The sequence below is a fragment of the Nioella nitratireducens genome (genome assembly GCF_001879715.1).
Lineage (GTDB): Bacteria > Pseudomonadota > Alphaproteobacteria > Rhodobacterales > Rhodobacteraceae > Nioella > Nioella nitratireducens.
Genome location: NZ_MNBW01000008.1, coordinates 134,684 through 154,167 on the forward strand (window position 1 = coordinate 134,684; position 19,484 = coordinate 154,167).

Consider the following 19,484-nt stretch of genomic DNA (forward strand, 5'->3'; position numbering starts at 1 on the left):
GATCGCCCGCAACGGGGGCCATTAATCCAAAATCAACCAATCTACGTCCATTCTGGCCAGGACACCCGACCCAGACGGAGTAGGCAGGGCATGGACGGCGCCGGTTTCGATGATCGCTTGGCACAGGAACGGCGTGCGCGCCTGGCCGCGGAACGCCTGCTGGTTCAAAAACAAGAGGAGCTGTTTGCCGCCAACAAGAAGCTGGCATCGCAAGCGGAATCGCTCTCGGATCAGGTCATCGAACAGCGAGAGGAGAACGCCGAACTGGTCGGCGAAACCTCACGCGCGCGGGCCGATCTGGAAGTGGCGACGGAAAAGGCCGCGCGCGCCGAACGGCGGCTGTGGGATTCGCTCGATATCATCGAGGATGGCTTTGCCATTTATGACCGCGAGGGGCGGCTGGTGGCCGCAAACACGGCGTTTCTGGCAGTGTTCGAAGGCATGGTCGAGGTCAGCCCCGGTGCCAGCTATGAATCGATCCTGCGCCTTGCCGTCGATGAGGGGCTGTTGAACATCGAGGGGGCAAATCCCGACGACTGGGTCGCCGATATGGTTGCCCGATGGGGGGAAAGCCCGGTGCCCGCGCGCATCGTCAAGCTTTGGAACGGTGGTTACATCAAGCTGGTCGACAAGCGGGCGCCCGATGGCGACGTGGTCAGCCTGATGTTGAACATCACCGAAACCATCCGCCGCGAACGCGATCTTCTGGAGGCCCGCGATCAGGCCGAGGCTGCAAATCGCGCCAAGTCTGCCTTCCTTGCCAATATGAGCCACGAGATTCGCACGCCGATGAACGGGGTTGTCGCCATGGCCGACCTGTTGCGCGAAACCGGGCTGGACGAGGATCAGGCCCTGTTCGCCGATACGATCAAGAACTCGGGCGAGGCGCTGCTGGAAATCATCAATGACGTGCTCGACTATTCCAAGATCGAGGCCGAAAAGCTGGTGCTGCATGCAGAAAGCTTTGATCTGGAGGATCTGATCCGGGAAATCTTCCGCCTGCTGCGCCCCTCGGTGCAGGGGCGAAATGTTCAGTTGTTGCTGGACTACGATATTTTCCTGCCCGAAAATCTGGTGGGCGATCGGGGCCGGGTGCGGCAGGTGCTGACCAACCTGATCGGCAATGCGGTCAAGTTCACCGAGGCCGGTCATGTTCTGGTGTGGGTTCTGGGCGAGGATCAAAGCGACGGGTCGGTCACGCTGGTGGTGGCCGTGGAAGATACCGGCATCGGGATCGCCGCCGACAAGCAGGCGCATATCTTTGGTGAGTTCAATCAGGTCGAGGATCAGGCCAATCGGAAATACGAGGGCACAGGGCTGGGGCTTGCAATCTCGCAGCGCCTGATCGGGATGATGGGCGGAGAGATGTGGCTCGACTCGGAACTGGGGCAGGGTGCGACCTTTGCCTTTCGCCTGACCCTGCCAATGGCCGAGGGCGATCGCTCGCGCCCGGTGCCGCCATTGCCCAAGGCGCTGTCCCATGTCGGTCTGCTGGGGTCCGACACGATCAATCGCCGCATGGTGGAACGTCAACTCTACAAACTGAAGGCCGAGGTGCAGGTGGCGCCCTCGGTCGCGGGGCTGACCCGGCCAACCGACCTGATGATCGTGGTGGGCGTGGAAACCGATGCGCCACGGGCGGTGCCGGGCTGTCCGGTGATCCTGTGCGACGGCGCGTCGGTCAGGGCCGGGGGCCTGCCGCGCGTGTCGCTGGACTCTACCTTGCGCGGTTTCCGGCAGGATATTCTCGATGCGGTCGAGGGCTCCGTGCCCGCCACCCCGCCCGAACGTCCCGCGTCGGCGACGGTTCCGCGCAGGCTGCGGCTGCTGGCAGCTGAGGATAACAAGACCAACCAGATGATCTTTCGCAAGATGCTCAAGGCACTCGATATCGACCTGACGCTTGTTGGCGATGGGGCCGCGGCCCTTGCCGCCTATCGCGCTCTGCGGCCAGACCTGCTGTTTACCGATATTTCGATGCCCGGCATGGACGGACTGGACCTGACCCGCCAGATTCGCCGCCTGGAGGTATCACAGGGCGGCCCCCGCCTGCCGATCGTGGCCATGACGGCCCATGCGATGGACGATCACGAGGCCGAGATTTACGAGGCCGGGGTTGATTACTACCTGACCAAACCGCTCCGAAAGGCCGAGATCCTGGCCCGGATCGAGGCGCTGGCGCCAGAGGGTCTGGTGCCAGCCATGCCGCCTCAGAGTGTCCAGGAGGTCAGCGTTTCAGCGGGCTTGTAGGCCCCGACTTCGATCCCACGCCGGTTGGTGATTGGACCATGGGTATATTTAAGTGCCACCGGGTCGTCAGCTGCCAGAACGCCCATGCCGACCAGGATCTGGGTGATCGTGGCCTCGGACGCGCGGGTAGCGCCGTCTTCGATCTTTACCGCCACACCCATGCGTTTTTCCGGCACGATGGCGATGAACACCGCCTCGGCCCCGGTTTTCACGGTGACGCGGCCGTTCATGGCCCGCATCAGGTTTGTGCAGGCCCGGCCCTCGCCCGCGACCAGCACAGGGTGGGCGGCCATGGCGCGGGTCAACCGATGCATGGCCTGTTCGCGTTTGTCGCCGCCTTCGCCCGCCCCGGCGAACCGCGCCATGGCGCGCGCAAGGCCGGACAGGGAGCAGGCGAAATTCGGGGCCGAACAGCCGTCGATCCCGTAACCGGGGCTGGTTTCGCCGGTGGCGTCCTCAAAGGCATCGCGCACGGCCCTTTGCACCGGGTGGCCGATCTCGACATAATCCGGCCCCGCCCCGAGATGCTTGGTGAGCGTGAGAAAGCCGGAATGCTTGCCCGAGCAATTGTTGTGGATCTGGCAGGGCGAGCTGTCGGTCTTGATCAGCCCTTCGCGGGCCGGACGGTCGTCGGGCATCTGCGGCCCGCACCGCAGCGCGGCCTCGGGGTCCAGCCCAAGGCTGCCGATCCAGTCGGTCACCATGTCGGTATGCACCGCCGCCCCGTTGTGCGAGGCGCAGGACAGCGCCAGTTGAGCCTCGGTCAAGCCATGGGCATCGGCTGCGCCGCTTTCGATCAGGGGCAGGGCTTGCAGCATTTTGCACGAGGATCGCGGCAGGATCACCTTGTCGGGATCGCCCCAAGCGGCGACCGTCTCGCCATCGGCATCCCACACCACTGCGTGGCCGCGATGCTGGCTTTCGGCCAATGGTCCGCGCCAGACCTCCAGCAAGATTTCGGCTTCTCTCATCGTTTGTCCTCCCGGCTTTCAGGCCCCCGGCAATTTTCCGCCACCGGGGCTTTTCCCTTCAAGGATTTTCAGGTTAATCTCTGCGCGCAGTAACACGGGGTCGGGACCCGAACGCAAGACCTGACAATCAGGCAGGGGACCGGGATCTGAGGCAGAGACGGCTGGAGGCTGGATCAGAATGAAAAACTTGGTTGCAAGTACGGTGATTGCGCTGGCACTGGCCTCTCCGCTGTTCGCGCAGGACACCGAGGAATCCGGGAACCGTGTCAACGCCGAGACGGACTGGAGCGTGTTCGTCGAGGACGAGCCGACGCAATGCTGGGTCGTCTCCGCGCCACGCGAGACCGTGAACACCCGCGATGGCCGCGTCGTCGCCGTGCGCCGGTCAGAGATTTTGCTGTTTGTCAGCTATTGGCCTTCGGAAAACAGGATGGGCGAAGTTTCGTTCACCGGCGGCTATCCCTTTGCCGATGGCTCGACCGTTTCGCTGGAAATCGGCGATGCCACGTTCGAGCTGTTCACCGATGGCGAAATGGCATGGGCCGCGTCGGAACAGGATGATCAGCGCATCGTCACCGCGATGAAGCGGGGCACCGATGCCGTGCTGACCGCGCGGTCGAGCCGTGGCACCCAGACGGTGGATACGTTCTCGCTCTATGGCTTTACCGCTGCGGTCGAGGACGCGGAAACCCGCTGCGGCGGCTGAATTTCGTCCAGACATGGTTTGCCTTGAGGGGCGGATGCTTATATGTGTCCGCATCCCCATCGGAGTCGATTCATGTCCGCCAGCGCCCCCATCACGCAGGATGTCCTGACCATTCCGCGCAAATTGCCCCAAGGCCCCGCGAATATCGTCGGGCTGACGCGGGATGAATTGCGCGACGCCCTGATCGCTGCCGGAACGCCGGAAAAGCAGGCCAAGATGCGCGTGAACCAGATCTGGCAGTGGGTCTATCACTGGGGCGTGCGCGATTTCGACGCGATGACCAACCTGTCCAAGGGCTACCGCGCCGACCTGGCCGAGCATTTCGTGATCGAGGTGCCCGAGGTGGTCAGCCGCAATGTGTCCGCGGACGGAACGCGCAAATACCTGGTGCGGATCGCCGGCGGGCACGAGGTCGAGGTGGTCTATATCCCCGAAACCGACCGGGGGACGCTGTGCGTCTCCAGCCAGGTGGGCTGCACGCTGACCTGCTCCTTTTGCCACACCGGCACGCAGAAACTGGTGCGCAACCTGACCGCGGGCGAGATCGTGGGCCAGATCATGGTGGCCCGTGACGATCTGGACGAATGGCCCGAGCCGGGCGAAGGCACTGGCGAAAACGGGCCGCGCCTGCTGTCGAACGTCGTGCTGATGGGTATGGGCGAGCCGCTTTATAATTTTGACAACGTCCGCAATGCGATGAAGATCGCGATGGATGGCGAGGGCATTTCCCTCAGCCGTCGGCGGATCACGCTGTCGACCTCGGGCGTCGTGCCGGAAATCGCCAAGACCGCCGAGGAAATCGGCTGCATGTTGGCGGTGTCTTTCCACGCGACGACCGACGAGATTCGAAACAAACTGGTTCCGATCAACAAGCGCTGGCCGATCGCCGAGTTGCTGGATGCGCTGCGCGCCTATCCGAAACTCTCGAACTCTGAACGAATCACGTTCGAATACGTGATGCTGAAGGATGTGAACGACAGTGACGAGGACGCGCGGCGGCTGGTGAAGCTGATCAAGGGCATTCCTGCCAAGATCAACTTGATTCCATTCAACGAATGGCCCGGCGCCCCTTATGAGCGGTCTGACTGGGCGCGGATCGAGGCGTTTGCCGACATCATCTACAAGGCTGGTTATGCCAGCCCGATCCGCACCCCGCGCGGCGAAGATATCATGGCCGCCTGCGGGCAGTTGAAGTCGGCCACCGAACGGGCGCGCAAGTCGCGCGCCGACATCGCGGCCGAGGCCGGTTTGTCCAAGTAAACTTGGGAAATTATGCTGTCAGAATATGAAAAAGGCGGCCCCGAAGGACCGCCTTTTCCTAACTTGATCGTGCGAACCTTAGTTCGACGAAACAGCAGCGGCGATCAGGATGATTGCCAGAAGGGGAACCAGGACGCCACCGGCGGAGGACGAAGTGTCTTCCACGATTACGACGGGTTCCAGAACGGGCTCAACGTAGCCGCCAGCAAATGCGGAGGTGGCGGCAACGGACAGAACGGCTGCGAGTGCGAGTTTTTTCATTGTATCCTCCAAGATACGCCCCATAGTTCGCGCGGTATTACGCATGTCGGGGCACCCAAGACTGTACCTCGTAAGAAGGTTTAAACAGCAATGCCTTGCGATTGCAATGGCGGGAAATGGCTGCCCACCCCAACATCGCCGATTTGTGGTCAAATTAGCAACACTTGCGTGCCGACAGAGGCTAATTCGAACAGTTGCGCGATATGTTCATTGTAAAGCCCGATGCAGCCGTTCGAACTGCGCCGCCCGATCTTGCGCGTGTCGTGAGTGCCGTGAATCCGGTAATATTGCCAACTCAGATACAACGCATGGGTGCCAAGCGGGTTTTCCGGCCCCGGCGGCACGTAGTCGGGCCATTCGGGGTTGCGTTCCTGCATGGCGGGGGTCGGGCGCCAATCGGGGCCCTCGACCTTGCGCACCACGCTGGTGCGGCCCCGCCGCGTCAGGTCTTCGGTTGCCGGAACCGAGGTGGGATAGAGCCGATAGATCGTCTCTTCCTCGTTCCAGAAATGCAGCGCCCGCGAGGTGATATCGACCAAGATCGCACCGTTGTGCAGGTTGTCGAAATAGGGCTGCCATTCCAGCGTGCGAAAGCTGGAGATGTTGTGGCGCACGGACTGGCTGACGTCGCGTTCGATCTCGGTCGTGCCTTCGTTTACCGATGCATCCTGCGCGCGGGCAACGACCGGCGCGGCCAGGGTGGCCGCCGCGGCACCAATAAACAGGCGCCGGTTGAAGGGGGTGTCTTTCAGGTCGCTCATGTCCGACCTCCAAATGGGGGAAGTGTCCTTGGCGGACAAAATACCGGGAATCCACGTCAGCGTCCACTTGCGCGGCGGTCACAATGGGCGGATTTGCGCCAGTTGTGTTTGATTGGCCGGATGCGGGACGCTAAGGGTAAGCGCGATATTCAGGATTTCAGGCCAGACCTATTCCCATGCTGCGACGCTCCTTCCTGCTGACGACGGCCCTCGGCACCCTTGCCGCCTGCGCCGGGACGACCACGCCCCGCATCGGGCCGGATGGGCGGCCCTTGCCCACGGTCTATCGAATAAACCCCGGCGACACGGCGGAAATCCAGTTTCGCGTGCTCGACAGCGTAAACGCGCTGCGGCAGGGGGCGGGTGTGCCGCAACTGCAACTGAACGCTGAATTGACCGCCGCCGCAGAAACCCATTCGCGCGACATGTCGCTGCAAAACCGGCCTTGGCATTTCGGATCGGATGGTTCGTCGCCGATCGACCGGGCGCAGCGGGCCGGGTATCGGGGCCGGGTTCTGGGCGAAAATATCTCGGAAACCTACGAATCCGAGTTGGAAACCGTGGCCGCGTGGATGCAGCAGCCCGACACGCGCGACGTGATTACCGATGCCGATGCCCGCGATCTGGGCTTTGCCTTCTTCCAGGAACCGACTGGCAAGATCTGGTGGACCATGGTCACTGGCGATGGCGGCACGACGGGGCAGGGCCTGCCGGCCAACCGCACCGGCTGAGCCGAAAGCCCGGCCCGGTCAGGGCAGGATGTCGATCTGGGTGCCGTCGCGGACCATCGAATAGACGTCACGCATATCGCGGTTGGAAATCGCGATGCAGCCCGCTGTCCAGTCCTCCTGCCGCCGCCATTCGCGCGGGGTGCCGTGGATGAAGATATCGCCGCCGGGGCTTTGCCCCAGGTCCGCGGCAGCGGCCCGGTCCTCGGTGTTGGGATATGAAATTCCGATCGACAGGTAATACGCACTGTTGGGATTGCGCCGGTCGATGATGTAGCTGCCCTCGGGGGTGCGCCCGTCACCTTCGACCTGCTTGTGCCCCTCGGGGGCGAAGCCAAGCTCGATGTCGTAGCGTTCCAGAACCTCGGTGCCGTGCAGCAGGTAAAGCTGCCGGTCGGCCTTGCTAACCACGACGCGGGTCACTTCCGGTCCCGTATAGGTGGGTATCTCCGTGCTACAGCCCGCCGCCATCAGCAGCGCCAGCGCAACAATCGCAAGAAGGGGTCGCATGTCCTGTTCCGTGCCCGATGTGTTTTGACGGCCAGTCTAGCGCAAGCGGGCGCTGCCCGGTATCACCCTTTCGCGCGCTCGGCGGCAAAAAGCGCATCCAGCCCCGCCCGGTAGGTCGGGTAGCGCAGGCGCAGGCCAAGCTCGTCCTTCATGTGCCGATTATCCACCCGTTTCGATTCGGCGTAGAAGCTGCGGGCCATCGGCGTCATCTCGGCATCCTCGAACCGCACCGCCGGGGGCAGATCGACCCCCAACAACTCGGCGGCATAGGTCAGCACGTCTTGCGGCGGGGCGGGGTCGTCGTCGCAGATATTGTAGATCGCACCGGGGTTGGGCCGATTCATCGAGGCCAGCAGCGCTTGTGCGATATCCTCGACATGGATGCGGCTAAAGACCTGACCATCCTTTATAATTCGCCGCGCTGTGCCGTTCCGGACCTTTTCGAACGGCCCACGTCCGGGCCCGTAAATACCCGGAAGGCGCAGGATATGCAGCGGCAAGCCGTGGTCGCGCGCAAGGGCCTGCCATTCGCCTTCGGTCGTCACCCGCGCCCGCCCCCGGCGCGTCGCCGGGGTCAGCGGTGCACATTCGTCGACCCATTCGCCGTCATGGTCGCCATAAACACCGGTGGTGGACAGGTAGCCCACCCAGTCGAATCGCGAGGCAAGTTCTTCAAAATCGGATCGCAGGTGTTTCAGCACCGGGTCGGCCCCATCCTCGGGGCCAGCCGTGATCAGCACATGGGTCGCGCCTTCCAGATCGGCCCGCAAGTCGCTGCCGGGGAAAATGCGGGGTGTCACGCCCATTCGGGACAGTGCCTCGGCCTTGGCTTCGGACCGGGTGGTGCCCACAATGCTGCCCGGTGCCACCGGCTGCATCTCTTGCACCAACGCCTGCGCGGAATAGCCCGTGCCGAAGATCACCAGTTTCATCGCAATCTCTCCACCGCCCACCGGGCCGCATCGGCCACCGTGGCATCCTCATCTTCCACCAACGTCTGCGCGGCCCCGCTCAGCGCCGCATCGCCACTGTTGCCAATCGCGTAGAGCACGTTGCGCACGAAGCGCCCGCGCCCGATCCGCTTGATCGGCGACCCGCTGAACATGGCGCGAAACCCCGCATCATCAAGCCCCGCCAGTTCTGCGAGCTTCGGGCTCTGCAACTCTGGCCGCCCGGTATAGCGCATCTCGGTTGCGGCAACGGCAAACTTGTTCCACGGGCAAATGGCAAGGCAATCGTCGCAGCCATAGATACGGTTGCCCATCAGCGGGCGCAAATCCGGGTCCACCGGGCCATGATGTTCGATGGTCAGGTAGGAAATGCAGCGCCGCGCATCCAGTTGAAACGGTGCGGGAAACGCCTTGGTCGGGCAAATATCCAGACAGGCGGTGCAGTTGCCGCAATGATCGTGCTCGGGCGCGTCCGGTGCCAATTCGACCGTGGTGAAGATCGAGCCAAGGAAAAACCAGTTCCCCAGATCGCGCGCCAACAGGTTGGTGTGCTTGCCCTGCCAGCCAAGGCCCGACGCCTGCCCAAGTGGCTTTTCCATCACCGGCGCGGTGTCGACGAAGACCTTGATCTGTTCGCCCGGAGCCTGATCCAACAACCAACGGCCCACCCGCTTGAGCCGCTTTTTCACAAGGTCGTGGTAGTCGCGATTCTGCGCATAGACGCTGATCGTTGCGCAATCTCGTTGCTCCAGTGCCGCCAACGGATCGACTTCGGGCGTGTAGGGTTCGGCCAGCATGATGACCGACCGCGCCTCAGGCCAGAGCGCGGACGGGTCACCGCGCCACGCCATGCGCTCTGCCATCCAGCCCATCTGGCCATGCCGCCCCTGATCGACAAACTCCGCCAGCCGCCCGGCGGCCTCGGGGATCGCGTCGGGGCGACAGATCCGCATCTTGGCAAAGCCTTCATCGCGGGCCTTGGCGTCGAGGGCTGCTTTCAGATCGGTCAAAAGTCCAGGTTCGCGTAATGCGGCGGCTGGATGAATCCGGGGATCTGGTCGGCGAGGATCGAGCGGAACGCGGGCCGTGACTTGATCTTGGCATACCAGTCCTTGACCTGCGCGGATCGATTCCAGTCGACGTCCGAGATATAGTCGAGACAGGACAGATGCGCGGCGGCGGTGAAATCGGCCAGTGTCAGGCGATCCCCCGCCAACCAGCGACGATGGTCCAGCAGCCAGTTCATGTAATCGAGGTGAAACTTGATCTTCTGCGCGCCGGTCTTCACGGCCTTGCCGTCGGGGTAGCCGCCGCGCATCACCTTCTTGTTCACCCGCTCATAGACAAGGTTCGCCGTCACCTCGTGGTGAAACTTGTCGTCGAACCAGAAACACAGCCGCCGCACCTCGGCCCGGCCCTTGGGGTCGGTGGGCATCAGCGACGGTTCGGGATGGGTTTCTTCGATGTATTCGCAGATCGCCTGACTCTCGGTCAGGTGCAACCCGTCCATGCGCAGCACCGGCACCTTGGCCGCCGGGTTGCGGTGCAGGAATTCATTGGATGGTTCCCAATAGCGTTCATCCACCAACTCCACGTCGATCTTCTTCTCGGCCAGGACCAGCCGGACCTTGCGGCAAAAAGGGGACAGGGCGAAATGGTAGAGTCGCGTCATGGTCTGCTCTTGTTATGGGGTCGCGTATCTCTCTTTGCATCGCAGTCGGGACGATTTCAACGCGCAAAGCAAGTGTCACGTCCATCCGCGCGGATCGTGGCCGCTCCGTCGGCGATGCTCTCGGCCCGGTCCCGCAGCGCGGCAGTGGGTGACGAGGCCGAACGTTCGCGCGGATTGGGTAGCACCGCCGCCAGCCGCGCGGCCTGCGTCATATTCAGGTCGGCGGCGGACACGCCGAAATAATGCTGTGCTGCGGCCTCGGCCCCAAAGATGCCCTCGTCGAACTCAACGATGTTCAGGTAAACCTCCAACACCCGGCGCTTTGTCCAGATCACCTCCATTACCGGGGTCATCAGCCCTTCCAGCGCCTTTCGCGGCCAGGATCGGCCCTGCCAGAGAAAGGCGTTTTTCACCACCTGCTGGCTGATCGTCGATCCACCCCGGCGCATCCCCTCGGCAATCGCGGCGCGGATTGCGTCCATGTCAAACCCCGAATGCAGGCAGAAATTCGCATCTTCGGCGGCCACCACGGCCCGCGCGAGGTTGGGCGAAATCTCTTCCATCGGGCGCCAGACCTGCGTGATTGCCCCCAAGCGGCTGCGCTCGGCGATCATGTAGGGCGTGGTCGGCGGCGCCACGACGCCATAGAGCGCGATCCACCCCACGGCCAGAACCACAACGATCAGGACCCCCCGCAGCACCAGCCGCAGCGCGCGCCGCCAAAGCGTCCGTTTCTTCGCCTTGCGTTTGGTTTTCCGGGCCAATCGGCTCTCCTGCCTTCTTCTTGGGTCAAATACTCCCGCCGGAGGCGTCCCGCCCTCGCCGCCTGGTGCAGCAGGCCGGATCAGGTCAGCCCTTGTCCAGCACCTCGGCCACCAATTCCGGCGGGCGGCAGATCTTCGCGCGGTTGCCCGTTTCCACGATGGGCCGTTCCACCAGCACCGGGTGCGCCACCATCGCTTCAAGGATCGTGGCCTCGTCCGCGTCCTGCAATCCCAGCTCTGGCGCCGGGGCCTGCTTGACCCGCAGCGCCGCGCGCGCGGGAATGCCTGCCTTGGCGAACAGCGCCAGCAAGCCGTCGCGGGTCCACCCCGTCTTGAGGTAGTCCACCACCACGGGTTCCACCCCTGCATCGCGGATCAACGCCAGCGCCTGCCGCGATTTGCTGCATCTGGGGTTGTGGTAAATCTTGACGCTCATCGACCGGCCTCTTGCGTGGTTCGCCTTAGCCTAGGCCCAGACCAACCGATTGAAAACCTGTCATCAAAATGTGGCTTGAAGCCGAAAATTTCCGGTGTCACCCTGCAGCATGGAAAAACAAGATAAATTCACAACATGGCAAGAAAGTGCTGCACGGCTCGTGGCCGTTGCAGCGGGGCGCGACCCGGCGGATCTGGTTCTGCGCAATTTGAAACTCGTGAACGTCCAAAGCCGCGAGGTGCTGGACGGCTGGCAGGTGGCCGTTGCGGATGGCCGCTTCGCCTATGTCGGCCCCAATGCCACCCATTGCATCGGCGAGGGCACCGAGGTTGTCGATGGCGCCGGGCGCTACCTGATCCCGGGCCTCTGCGACGGGCATATGCACATCGAATCGGGGATGCTGACGCCCGCGGAATTCGCCCGCGCGGTCATTCCCCACGGCACCACCACCATGTTCACAGATCCGCATGAGATCGCCAACGTGATGGGGCTGGAAGGCGTGCGCCTGATGCATGACGAGGCGCTGTTGCAGCCGGTCAATATCTACACCCAGATGCCCTCCTGCGCGCCGTCTGCGCCGGGCTTGGAAACCACGGGCTATGAAATCGGGCCCGATGATGTCGCCGAAGCGATGACATGGCCCGGCATCATCGGGCTGGGCGAGATGATGAACTTCCCCGGTGTGATCAACGCCGATCCCCAGATGCTGGCCGAGATTGCCGCGACGCAGGCAGCGGGCAAGACCGTGGGCGGCCACTACGCCAGCCCCGACCGTGGCCCCGCCTTCCACGCCTATGCGGCGGGCGGGCCTGCGGACGATCACGAAGGCACCCGCGAAAGCGACGCGATTGACCGCGTGCGGCAGGGGATGCGATCCATGCTGCGGTTGGGCAGCGCCTGGTATGATGTGGAAAGCCAGATCACGGCGGTCACGGAAAAGGGCCTCGACCCGCGCAACTTCATCCTGTGCACCGACGATTGCCATTCCGGCACCCTTGTTCACGATGGCCACATGAACCGCGTGTTGCGCCATGCCATTGACTGCGGTTGCGATCCGTTGGTCGCGCTGCAGATGTGCACCGTGAACACCGCCACCCATTTCGGTCTGGAACGGGAACTCGGGTCCATCGCGCCGGGCCGCAGGGCTGACATGATCCTGACCTCGGACCTGAAGGCCCTGCCCATCGAGGTCGTCTTTGCCCGTGGTCAGCGGGTGGCCGAAAACGGCGACATCCTGGTCGAGTGCCCACATCTGGATTGGCCCGCCAAGGCGCGGAACACCGTGCATCTGGGCAAGGATCTGACGGCACAGGATTACGAGATCAAGGCGCCCGAGGGGGCGAACTCCGCCCATGTCAATGTGATCGGTGTTGTCGAAAACCAGGCGCCGACCGAGGCCCTGACCGCCGAACTGCCCGTCGTCGATGGTCTTGTTGAAGGGGATGGCGACGTGTGCCAGATCGCGCTGGTGGAACGTCACCGCGCCACCGGCGGCGTCACCAACGCCTTTGTTTCGGGCTTTGGCTATACCGGAAAGATGGCGATGGCCTCGACCGTCGCCCATGACAGCCACCACATGATCGTGGTCGGCACAGACCGGGACAACATGGCCAAGGCTGCCATGCGGCTGGCCGAGGTCGGCGGCGGCGTCACGGTCTTCAAGGATGGCGCGGAACTGGCGCTGGTGGAATTGCCCATTGCCGGGTTGATGAGCGATGCCCCCGCCGCCCTCGTGGCGGACAAGGCGCAACAGATGGGAGAGGCGATGAAGGCCTGCGGCTGCACGCTGAACAACGCCTATATGCAGCATTCCCTGCTGGCGCTGGTGGTGATCCCTAGCTTGCGGATTTCCGACCTTGGGCTGGTGGATGTGACCACCTTCGAACTGACCTCACTTTTCGTGGAGGGCGACCAATGACTCCTGTGATGAAGCACCTTCCCATCGAGGCTCCGGCCATGGCCGAGCCGCGCTACTTCTCTGACGCGGTCGAGGCGGTCGCGCATCTTCAGGCGCTTTATGCCGAGGCCACGGCCTTCCTTCAGGCCAGGTTTTCCGCCGTCGTGCGCGACGGTGCCCCGGACAAACGGTATCGCGCCTACTACCCCGAGGTTCGCATTACCACGTCCAGCTATGGCCATATCGACAGCCGCCTGTCCTTTGGCCATGTGGCCGAACCGGGCACCTACGCCACCACGGTCACGCGGCCCGACCTGTTTCAACACTACCTGACGCAGCAAATCCGCCTGTTGATCGAAAACCACAACGTGCCGGTCGGCATCGGTGTGTCGCAGACGCCGATCCCGGTGCATTTCGCGGTGCTGAACGACGCCGACCTGCAAATCCCGCAAGAGGGCGCGTTGGCCTTCCCCTTGCGCGACGTGTTCGACGTGCCGGATCTGGGCACCACCAATGACGACATCGTCAACGGCAAGGGCTTCAAGAACGAAGACGGCTCGGGCGCGCTTGCCCCCTTCACCGCGCAGCGGGTGGACTACTCTCTCGCGCGGTTGTCGCATTACACCGCGACAGGGCCCGAGCATTTCCAGAACCACGTTCTGTTCACCAACTACCAATTCTATGTCGAGGAATTCGTCGCCTATGCCCGGCAGGCGCTGGCCGATCCCGCCAGTGGCTATACCGCCCTTGTCGGACCCGGAAACGACGTGATCACTACGCCGGATCAAGACCTGAACACACCGGCAAAGCTGCCGCAGATGCCCACCTATCACCTGGTGCGTCCGGGCGGGGCCGGGATCACGTTGGTCAATATCGGTGTGGGGCCGTCCAACGCGAAAACCGCGACCGACCATATCGCGGTGCTGCGCCCGCATGTCTGGCTGATGGTCGGCCATTGCGCCGGGTTGCGAAATACGCAGGCGTTGGGCGATTTCGTGCTGGCCCATGCCTATCTGCGCGAAGATCACGTGCTGGACGACGACCTGCCGGTCTGGGTGCCGATCCCGGCGCTGGCCGAGGTGCAGATCGCACTGGAAGAGGCGGTGGAAAGCGTGGCGCAGGTCTCGGGCTATGACCTCAAGAAGATCATGCGAACCGGCACCGTGGCGACCATCGACAACCGCAACTGGGAACTGCGCGACCAGTCCGGCCCCGTGCAGCGCCTATCCCAATCCCGCGCCATCGCGCTGGACATGGAAAGCGCGACAATCGCTGCCAACGGCTTTCGCTTCCGGGTGCCCTATGGCACGCTTCTGTGCGTCTCCGACAAGCCCTTGCATGGCGAATTGAAACTGCCGGGAATGGCCAGCGCCTTCTATAAAACGCAGGTGTCGCGGCATTTGCAGATCGGCATTTCTGCAATGGAGGCTTTGCGCGAAATGCCACTTGAACGCCTCCATAGCCGCAAATTACGCAGTTTTGAGGAGACCGCATTCCTGTGACGTTGCGGAAAACGCACCAAAATCGCTGATTTTCAGTGAAAAGCAACACTAGTTATTGTGTGCCCCCGCAATATTCGGATAGCTTTGCCGCAACGAGCCCCTAGGGTTCGGGCAGTTAAGGAGAACAGAACATGGCACAAAAGCCCATGACCAAGACCCAGCTCGTCGCGGCGCTCGCCGAAGAGATGGGGTCCGACAAGAAATCCGCCTCGGCCGCGCTGGACGCTGTGTCCGCCGTGGTGTCCAAGGAAGTGGCCGCCGGTGGCGCCGTGACCTTGCCGGGCATTGGCAAAGTGTATTGCCGCGAACGGCCCGAGCGCATGGTTCGCAACCCAGCCACGGGTGAGCAAATCAAGAAAGAGGCCGACAAGGTGGTGAAGGTGACCATCGCCAAGGCTCTCAAGGACAGCGTCAACGGCTGATTGCCTCTGGACGCTTGACATGCGAAGGGTCGCCTCAGGGCGGCCCTTTTCTTTGGCAGGAGGCAACTGATGGATCTGCGCGCAATCGGAATGGGGCTGATCTTTGCGCTCATCTGGTCCTCTGCCTTCACTTCGGCCCATATCATCGTCGCCGCCGCGCCGCCTCTGACTGCGCTGGCGCTGCGCTTTGCGATCTCCGGCGTGATCGGTGTCGGGCTGGCCCGCCTGTTGGGGCAACGCTGGTCGCTCAGCCGCGCGCAATGGCGGTCGATCATCGTCTTTGGCATTTGCCAGAACGCGCTCTATCTCGGGCTCAACTTCATCGCGATGCAATGGATCGAGGCATCGCTGGCCGCGATCATCGCCTCGTCCATGCCGCTCATCGTTGCCGCCGCAAACTGGATTGTCTTCCGCGAGCGTCTGCCATGGCTTGGGGTGGTGGGCCTGATGGCGGGCTTCGGCGGTGTCGCCCTGATCATGGCGCAGCGTCTTGGCGGCGGGGTCGATCCGCTTGGTGTCGGCCTCTGTATCCTTGCTGCCATGGCGCTGGCCGTGGCCACCCTGACAGTGCGCGGCGCGGCCTCGGGCAAGGGCAGCGTGCTGATGATCGTCGGTCTGCAAATGCTGGTCGGCGGCGCGGTGCTGCTGCCCTTTGCGCTGATCTTCGAGACGTGGGATGTGGTCTGGTCGTGGCAACTGGTCGCCGCCTTCAGCTATACGGTTCTGGCCCCCGGCCTGCTGGCCACATGGATCTGGTTCCTGCTGGTGCAACGCATCGGCGCGACGCGCGGCGCGACCTTCCACTTCCTTAACCCCTTCTTCGGCGTGGCCATCGCGGCGGCCTTGTTGGGCGAACGGCTGGGGTGGGCCGATGTCATCGGCGTGACGATCATCGCAGCGGGTATTCTGGCGGTGCAACTGGCCCGCGCCGCGCGCTGACGCGACCGTGATGATGCCTCACGCAGGCGTCAGGTGACATTACAGCGCCCCCGCGCCAGAACGGGGGCCATGCTGGAACTCGTTTTTGCCTATGCCGCCGGGCTGCTGACCTTGATCAACCCCTGCGTCTTGCCGGTCCTGCCGATCGTGCTCGCCGGAAGCTTGCAGGCCAGCCGCTACGGCCCGCTGGCGCTGGCGGGCGGGATGAGCCTGTCTTTCGTCGCGCTTGGCCTGTCGGTCGCGGTGGCGGGCCGCGCCGTGGGCATCAACGCCGAGCAGATCGCGCAGGGCGGCGCCATGCTGATGATCGGCTTCGGCCTGATCCTGCTGGTGCCCCGCTTTTCCGCCCGTTTCGCCACCGCCACCGCGGGCATGTCCACCGGGGCCGATACCCGCATGTCCGCGCTGCCTCGCGCCGGTTGGCAGGGGCAGGCCATCGGCGGTGCCTTGCTTGGCGCGGTCTGGAGCCCGTGCGTCGGCCCCACACTCGGCGGCGCGATTTCCCTCGCCAGCCAAGGCGCGCAACTGGGCCGCGCGGGCGCCATCATGACCGCCTTCGCGCTTGGCGTCTCGACCCTGATCCTCGCGCTTGGCTATGGCGCGCGGTCGCTGCTGCTCCGCCACCGGGCGCTTATGCAACGGGTGGCCGAGCTTTCGCGCCCGCTGCTCGGGGCGGTATTTATCCTGGTCGGCACGGCGATCCTGCTGCGCTGGCACCATATTGTCGAAACCTGGCTGCTCGACGTTCTGCCCTATTGGTTGCAGGATCTGTCGGTCGCCGTTTGAAGGAGGAATGACATGAACAGACGCGACGTGATGATGCTTGCCGGGGCCGCCATGCTGGCAGCCGGAACCGCCTCGGCCGACACCCTGCAATACACGCCCGGTCTGGTGACCGAGCGTCTGGCGGCCGGTGAAACCGTGTTTCCCGACTTCTTCGCGCCGTGGTGCTCCACCTGCCGCGCACAGGAACGCCATATCGACGCGCTGCGGGCCGAAACCCCTGGTTACGATGCCTCGATGACCTTCATTCGCGTCGATTGGGACAGCTACGGCCAGTCCGCGTTGGCCCAAAGCTTGCAAATCCCCCGGCGCTCGACCCTCGTGGTGCTGCGCGGCGATCAGGAACTGGGCCGACTCGTCGCCGGAACCCGCCGGGCCGATATTCAGGCCCTGCTGGATTTGGGGTTGTCTTGACCCTTTAAACGCTGCCGGGGTCGTTGGTCGAGGTTACGCCCACATTGTCGATGCCCCAGCTTTCATCATAGACATCCTGGTTCAGGGTCGATCCGAAACCGATGGTCATCTGGTCGCCGGGATCGGCGGCTTCGACCCGAACCGAAAAGCTCTGATCGTCCCAGCCCGGATTATACCCCAAAGCCGTCCGGTCGCCGTTCGGTTCGACCGTTACCTCGTAGGCCCCGTTGTCGGTTGTCCAACTGCCGGTGGTGCCGTTGGTCCCCCATTGAAAGCTCTGGGTGGTGATCGGCTCGCCATTGACGAACATCACGAATTGTTCGCCGTCCCAACTGTCGATGGCATGAAGGTCGAACTCGACCACGGCATAATCGTAGCCTGCCAGCAGGTCATAGGTGCGGCTGACAATTTCCGCGCCGCCGCTGCCGCTATAAGGCCCGAGAATGCCGCCGAACCATCCATCCGAGGCATCCGTGATCGCGCCGACCCAACCGCCGGCCCCGTTCTCGAAATCGTCGAAATAGCCTTGTCGGGCAAAGCTGCTGTTTACCCCTGTTCCGCTGAGCGTCGCCTCGATATCGCCTGACGTGTTCTCGAGTCCGGTGGACACGACGCCAACCGTCGCCAGCCCAAGACCAACCACACCAGCGGTCAGCACCACGAAATCCGTGGTGACGGCCCCGCTTTCGGACTTCAGAAATACATTCAACATATGCCGATCCTCGCCGACCTAACCTTTGGGACAGGGTAGGGGCAAAGAAAGGTAGAATTAGGGACGATTCGTGCCGATCTGCCCCCGGTTTGCCCCAATCTGGCCACGATGCAGCATGACGTGGTCCAGCAGAACGCAGGCCGCCATCGCCTCGGCCACGGGCACCGCGCGGATGCCGACACAAGGATCGTGCCGTCCCTTGGTGATGATTTCCGTTTCTTCGCCCGACCGTGTGATGGTCTTGCGCGAGGTCAGGATCGAAGAGGTCGGCTTGACCGAGAACCGCACCACAACATCCTGCCCGGTGGAAATCCCGCCAAGAATGCCGCCCGCGTGATTCGAGCTATAGGTCGGCCCGTCCGGCCCCATGGTGATTTCATCGGCATTGGCGCTGCCGGTCAGCAGGGCTGCGTTCATGCCCTCGCCGATCTCGACGCCTTTGACCGCGTTGATCGACATCATCGCGGCGGCAAGGTCGGTGTCCAGCTTGCCATAGATCGGCGCGCCCAGCCCGGCGGGAACGCCGCGCACGGTCACTTCGATCACGGCGCCCACGCTGTCGCCCGATTTGCGCAGCGCGTCCAGGTAGGTCGCCCATGTCTCGGCTGCCTTGGCATCGGGCGTCCAGAACGGGTTTTGTTCGATCTGGTCCCAATCGAAATTATCGCGGTCGATGCCCTGCGGCCCCATCTGCACCATATACCCGGTGATCGTCAGCCCCGGCACCAACTGCGCCAGCGCCGCCCGCGCCACGCCGCCCGCCGCGACCCGCGCCGCGGTTTCGCGGGCGCTGGACCGCCCGCCGCCGCGATAGTCGCGGATGCCGTATTTCTGCCAGTAGGTGATGTCGGCGTGGCCGGGCCGGAACTTCTCGGCGATGTCGCCGTAATCCCTGGACCGCTGGTCGGTGTTGCGGATCATCAACTGGATCGGCGTGCCGGTCGATTGCCCCTCGAACACGCCTGACAGGATTTCCACCTGATCGGGCTCGCGCCGCTGCGTGGTGTATTTGTTCTGCCCCGGCTTTCGCTTGTCCAACCAATGCTGCAACGCCTCGGCCTCGATCGGAACGCCCGGCGGGCAGCCATCGACAGTCGCGCCAAGCGCGGGCCCGTGGCTCTCGCCCCAAGTGGTGACGCGGAAGAGATGACCGAAACTGTTCATGGACATGGGGCAAACTCCAGACTGGCGTGTTCCGGTTAGCCCGATGTGCGCCGGATTCCAACCTCCCAATCGCCGCGCCATGCGGCGGGCGTGGCCTCTCGGCCCGTCTTTGGCGGGAAATGCGGTGCACCCGGCGTCCCCCGGAAAATCGCCAAACCGGTGTACGGGGGGTGCACAAGGGGTGTACGGGGGGTGTACGGGCGGCGACAGGCCGAAATCGCCCCGCCCGCCCTTGCCGCGAGGCCCGTTCTACGATACCTGCCGGGGTACCTCGGGGTGGCCGCAAGGTCTGAGATGCATGACGCGAACCCGTTGAACCTGAACCGGTTAAGACCGGCGGAGGGAAGGTTTCGCGGCACGCCCGCCACTTCTCCACCGCCCG

General features: G+C 63.6%; 21 protein-coding genes and 1 riboswitch. Of the genes, 10 read left to right on the top strand and 11 right to left on the bottom strand.

Features of this window, described 5'->3' with window-relative positions:
- The first annotated feature begins 90 nt into the window (after nt 1-90).
- Nucleotides 91-2,250, top strand: coding sequence for an ATP-binding protein (locus tag BKY27_RS09845; RefSeq protein WP_071674301.1), 2,160 nt, complete (start codon nt 91-93; stop codon nt 2,248-2,250).
- Here the strand turns inward: BKY27_RS09845 and BKY27_RS09850 are convergent.
- Nucleotides 2,211-3,221, bottom strand: coding sequence for an asparaginase (locus BKY27_RS09850; protein ID WP_071674302.1), 1,011 nt, complete (start codon nt 3,219-3,221; stop codon nt 2,211-2,213). The two genes, BKY27_RS09845 and BKY27_RS09850, sit on opposite strands and share 40 nt — an antisense overlap.
- A 178-nt stretch (nt 3,222-3,399) precedes the next feature.
- Here BKY27_RS09850 and BKY27_RS09855 point away from each other — a divergent pair, with 178 nt between their 5' ends.
- Together BKY27_RS09855 and rlmN are read left to right on the top strand one after the other, a co-directional pair.
- Nucleotides 3,400-3,927, top strand: a complete 528-nt coding sequence (locus BKY27_RS09855) for an invasion associated locus B family protein (protein WP_071674303.1) — start codon at nt 3,400-3,402, stop codon at nt 3,925-3,927.
- Nucleotides 3,928-3,999: 72 nt separating this feature from the next.
- Nucleotides 4,000-5,187, top strand: a complete 1,188-nt coding sequence (rlmN, locus tag BKY27_RS09860) for a 23S rRNA (adenine(2503)-C(2))-methyltransferase RlmN (RefSeq protein ID WP_071674304.1) — start codon at nt 4,000-4,002, stop codon at nt 5,185-5,187.
- A gap of 78 nt (nt 5,188-5,265) precedes the next feature.
- On the opposite strand, the gene BKY27_RS09865 is transcribed toward rlmN, so the two are convergent.
- The gene (locus BKY27_RS09865; protein ID WP_071674305.1) at nt 5,266-5,448 is read right to left on the bottom strand and encodes a hypothetical protein; all 183 of its coding nucleotides are present in this window, start codon (nt 5,446-5,448) and stop codon (nt 5,266-5,268) included.
- A gap of 149 nt (nt 5,449-5,597) precedes the next feature.
- Nucleotides 5,598-6,209: a L,D-transpeptidase gene (locus tag BKY27_RS09870; RefSeq protein WP_071674306.1), complete on the bottom strand. Its 612-nt coding sequence runs from the start codon at nt 6,207-6,209 to the stop codon at nt 5,598-5,600.
- Between the two features lie 176 nt (nt 6,210-6,385).
- On the opposite strand from BKY27_RS09870, the gene dalA reads away from it, so the two are divergent.
- A complete protein-coding gene (dalA, locus tag BKY27_RS09875; protein WP_071674307.1) occupies nt 6,386-6,940 on the top strand; it encodes a divisome-associated lipoprotein DalA in 555 nt (184 codons plus the stop codon).
- Between the two features lie 18 nt (nt 6,941-6,958).
- On the opposite strand, the gene BKY27_RS09880 is transcribed toward dalA, so the two are convergent.
- The 6 genes from BKY27_RS09880 to arsC all read right to left on the bottom strand — a co-directional run bounded on the left by BKY27_RS09880 (nt 6,959) and on the right by arsC (nt 11,269).
- The gene (locus BKY27_RS09880; RefSeq protein ID WP_071674308.1) at nt 6,959-7,447 is read right to left on the bottom strand and encodes a L,D-transpeptidase family protein; all 489 of its coding nucleotides are present in this window, start codon (nt 7,445-7,447) and stop codon (nt 6,959-6,961) included.
- A gap of 62 nt (nt 7,448-7,509) precedes the next feature.
- A complete protein-coding gene (locus BKY27_RS09885; protein WP_071674309.1) occupies nt 7,510-8,379 on the bottom strand; it encodes an SDR family oxidoreductase in 870 nt (289 codons plus the stop codon).
- Nucleotides 8,376-9,407 carry a tRNA epoxyqueuosine(34) reductase QueG gene (gene queG / locus BKY27_RS09890; protein WP_071674310.1) on the bottom strand — a complete coding sequence of 344 codons (1,032 nt, stop codon included), beginning with the start codon at nt 9,405-9,407 and terminating at the stop codon, nt 8,376-8,378. The genes BKY27_RS09885 and queG overlap by 4 nt, the downstream gene beginning before the upstream one ends.
- Entirely contained in the window at nt 9,404-10,069 is a 666-nt protein-coding gene (gene fzlA / locus BKY27_RS09895; RefSeq protein ID WP_071674311.1) for an FtsZ-binding protein FzlA, read from the bottom strand. The genes queG and fzlA overlap by 4 nt, the downstream gene beginning before the upstream one ends.
- A gap of 56 nt (nt 10,070-10,125) precedes the next feature.
- A complete protein-coding gene (mtgA, locus tag BKY27_RS09900) occupies nt 10,126-10,833 on the bottom strand; it encodes a monofunctional biosynthetic peptidoglycan transglycosylase (protein WP_071674312.1) in 708 nt (235 codons plus the stop codon).
- A gap of 85 nt (nt 10,834-10,918) precedes the next feature.
- Nucleotides 10,919-11,269, bottom strand: coding sequence for an arsenate reductase (glutaredoxin) (gene arsC, locus BKY27_RS09905; RefSeq protein WP_071674313.1), 351 nt, complete (start codon nt 11,267-11,269; stop codon nt 10,919-10,921).
- 109 nt (nt 11,270-11,378) lie between these two features.
- Between arsC and ade the strand changes: the two genes are divergently transcribed.
- From ade to BKY27_RS09935, 6 genes are all read left to right on the top strand, one after another.
- A complete protein-coding gene (ade, locus tag BKY27_RS09910; RefSeq protein WP_071674314.1) occupies nt 11,379-13,187 on the top strand; it encodes an adenine deaminase in 1,809 nt (602 codons plus the stop codon).
- Between the two features lie 8 nt (nt 13,188-13,195).
- Nucleotides 13,196-14,668: an AMP nucleosidase gene (locus BKY27_RS09915; protein WP_071674315.1), complete on the top strand. Its 1,473-nt coding sequence runs from the start codon at nt 13,196-13,198 to the stop codon at nt 14,666-14,668.
- Nucleotides 14,669-14,799: 131 nt separating this feature from the next.
- Entirely contained in the window at nt 14,800-15,090 is a 291-nt protein-coding gene (locus tag BKY27_RS09920) for an HU family DNA-binding protein (RefSeq protein WP_071674316.1), read from the top strand.
- A 69-nt stretch (nt 15,091-15,159) separates the two neighbouring features.
- Complete coding sequence (locus tag BKY27_RS09925; RefSeq protein ID WP_071674317.1) at nt 15,160-16,029, top strand: DMT family transporter; 870 nt, start codon at nt 15,160-15,162, stop codon at nt 16,027-16,029.
- Between the two features lie 69 nt (nt 16,030-16,098).
- Nucleotides 16,099-16,815: a cytochrome c biogenesis CcdA family protein gene (locus BKY27_RS09930; RefSeq protein WP_324609992.1), complete on the top strand. Its 717-nt coding sequence runs from the start codon at nt 16,099-16,101 to the stop codon at nt 16,813-16,815.
- Between the two features lie 12 nt (nt 16,816-16,827).
- Nucleotides 16,828-17,226: a thioredoxin family protein gene (locus BKY27_RS09935; protein WP_071674318.1), complete on the top strand. Its 399-nt coding sequence runs from the start codon at nt 16,828-16,830 to the stop codon at nt 17,224-17,226.
- Nucleotides 17,227-17,230: 4 nt separating this feature from the next.
- On the opposite strand, the gene BKY27_RS20575 is transcribed toward BKY27_RS09935, so the two are convergent.
- Together BKY27_RS20575 and aroC are read right to left on the bottom strand one after the other, a co-directional pair.
- Nucleotides 17,231-17,938, bottom strand: a complete 708-nt coding sequence (locus tag BKY27_RS20575; RefSeq protein ID WP_071674319.1) for a hypothetical protein — start codon at nt 17,936-17,938, stop codon at nt 17,231-17,233.
- Nucleotides 17,939-17,995: 57 nt separating this feature from the next.
- Complete coding sequence (gene aroC / locus BKY27_RS09945) at nt 17,996-19,108, bottom strand: chorismate synthase (protein ID WP_071674320.1); 1,113 nt, start codon at nt 19,106-19,108, stop codon at nt 17,996-17,998.
- 256 nt (nt 19,109-19,364) lie between these two features.
- Nucleotides 19,365-19,464, top strand: a riboswitch (TPP riboswitch).
- The last annotated feature ends 20 nt before the right edge of the window (nt 19,465-19,484 follow it).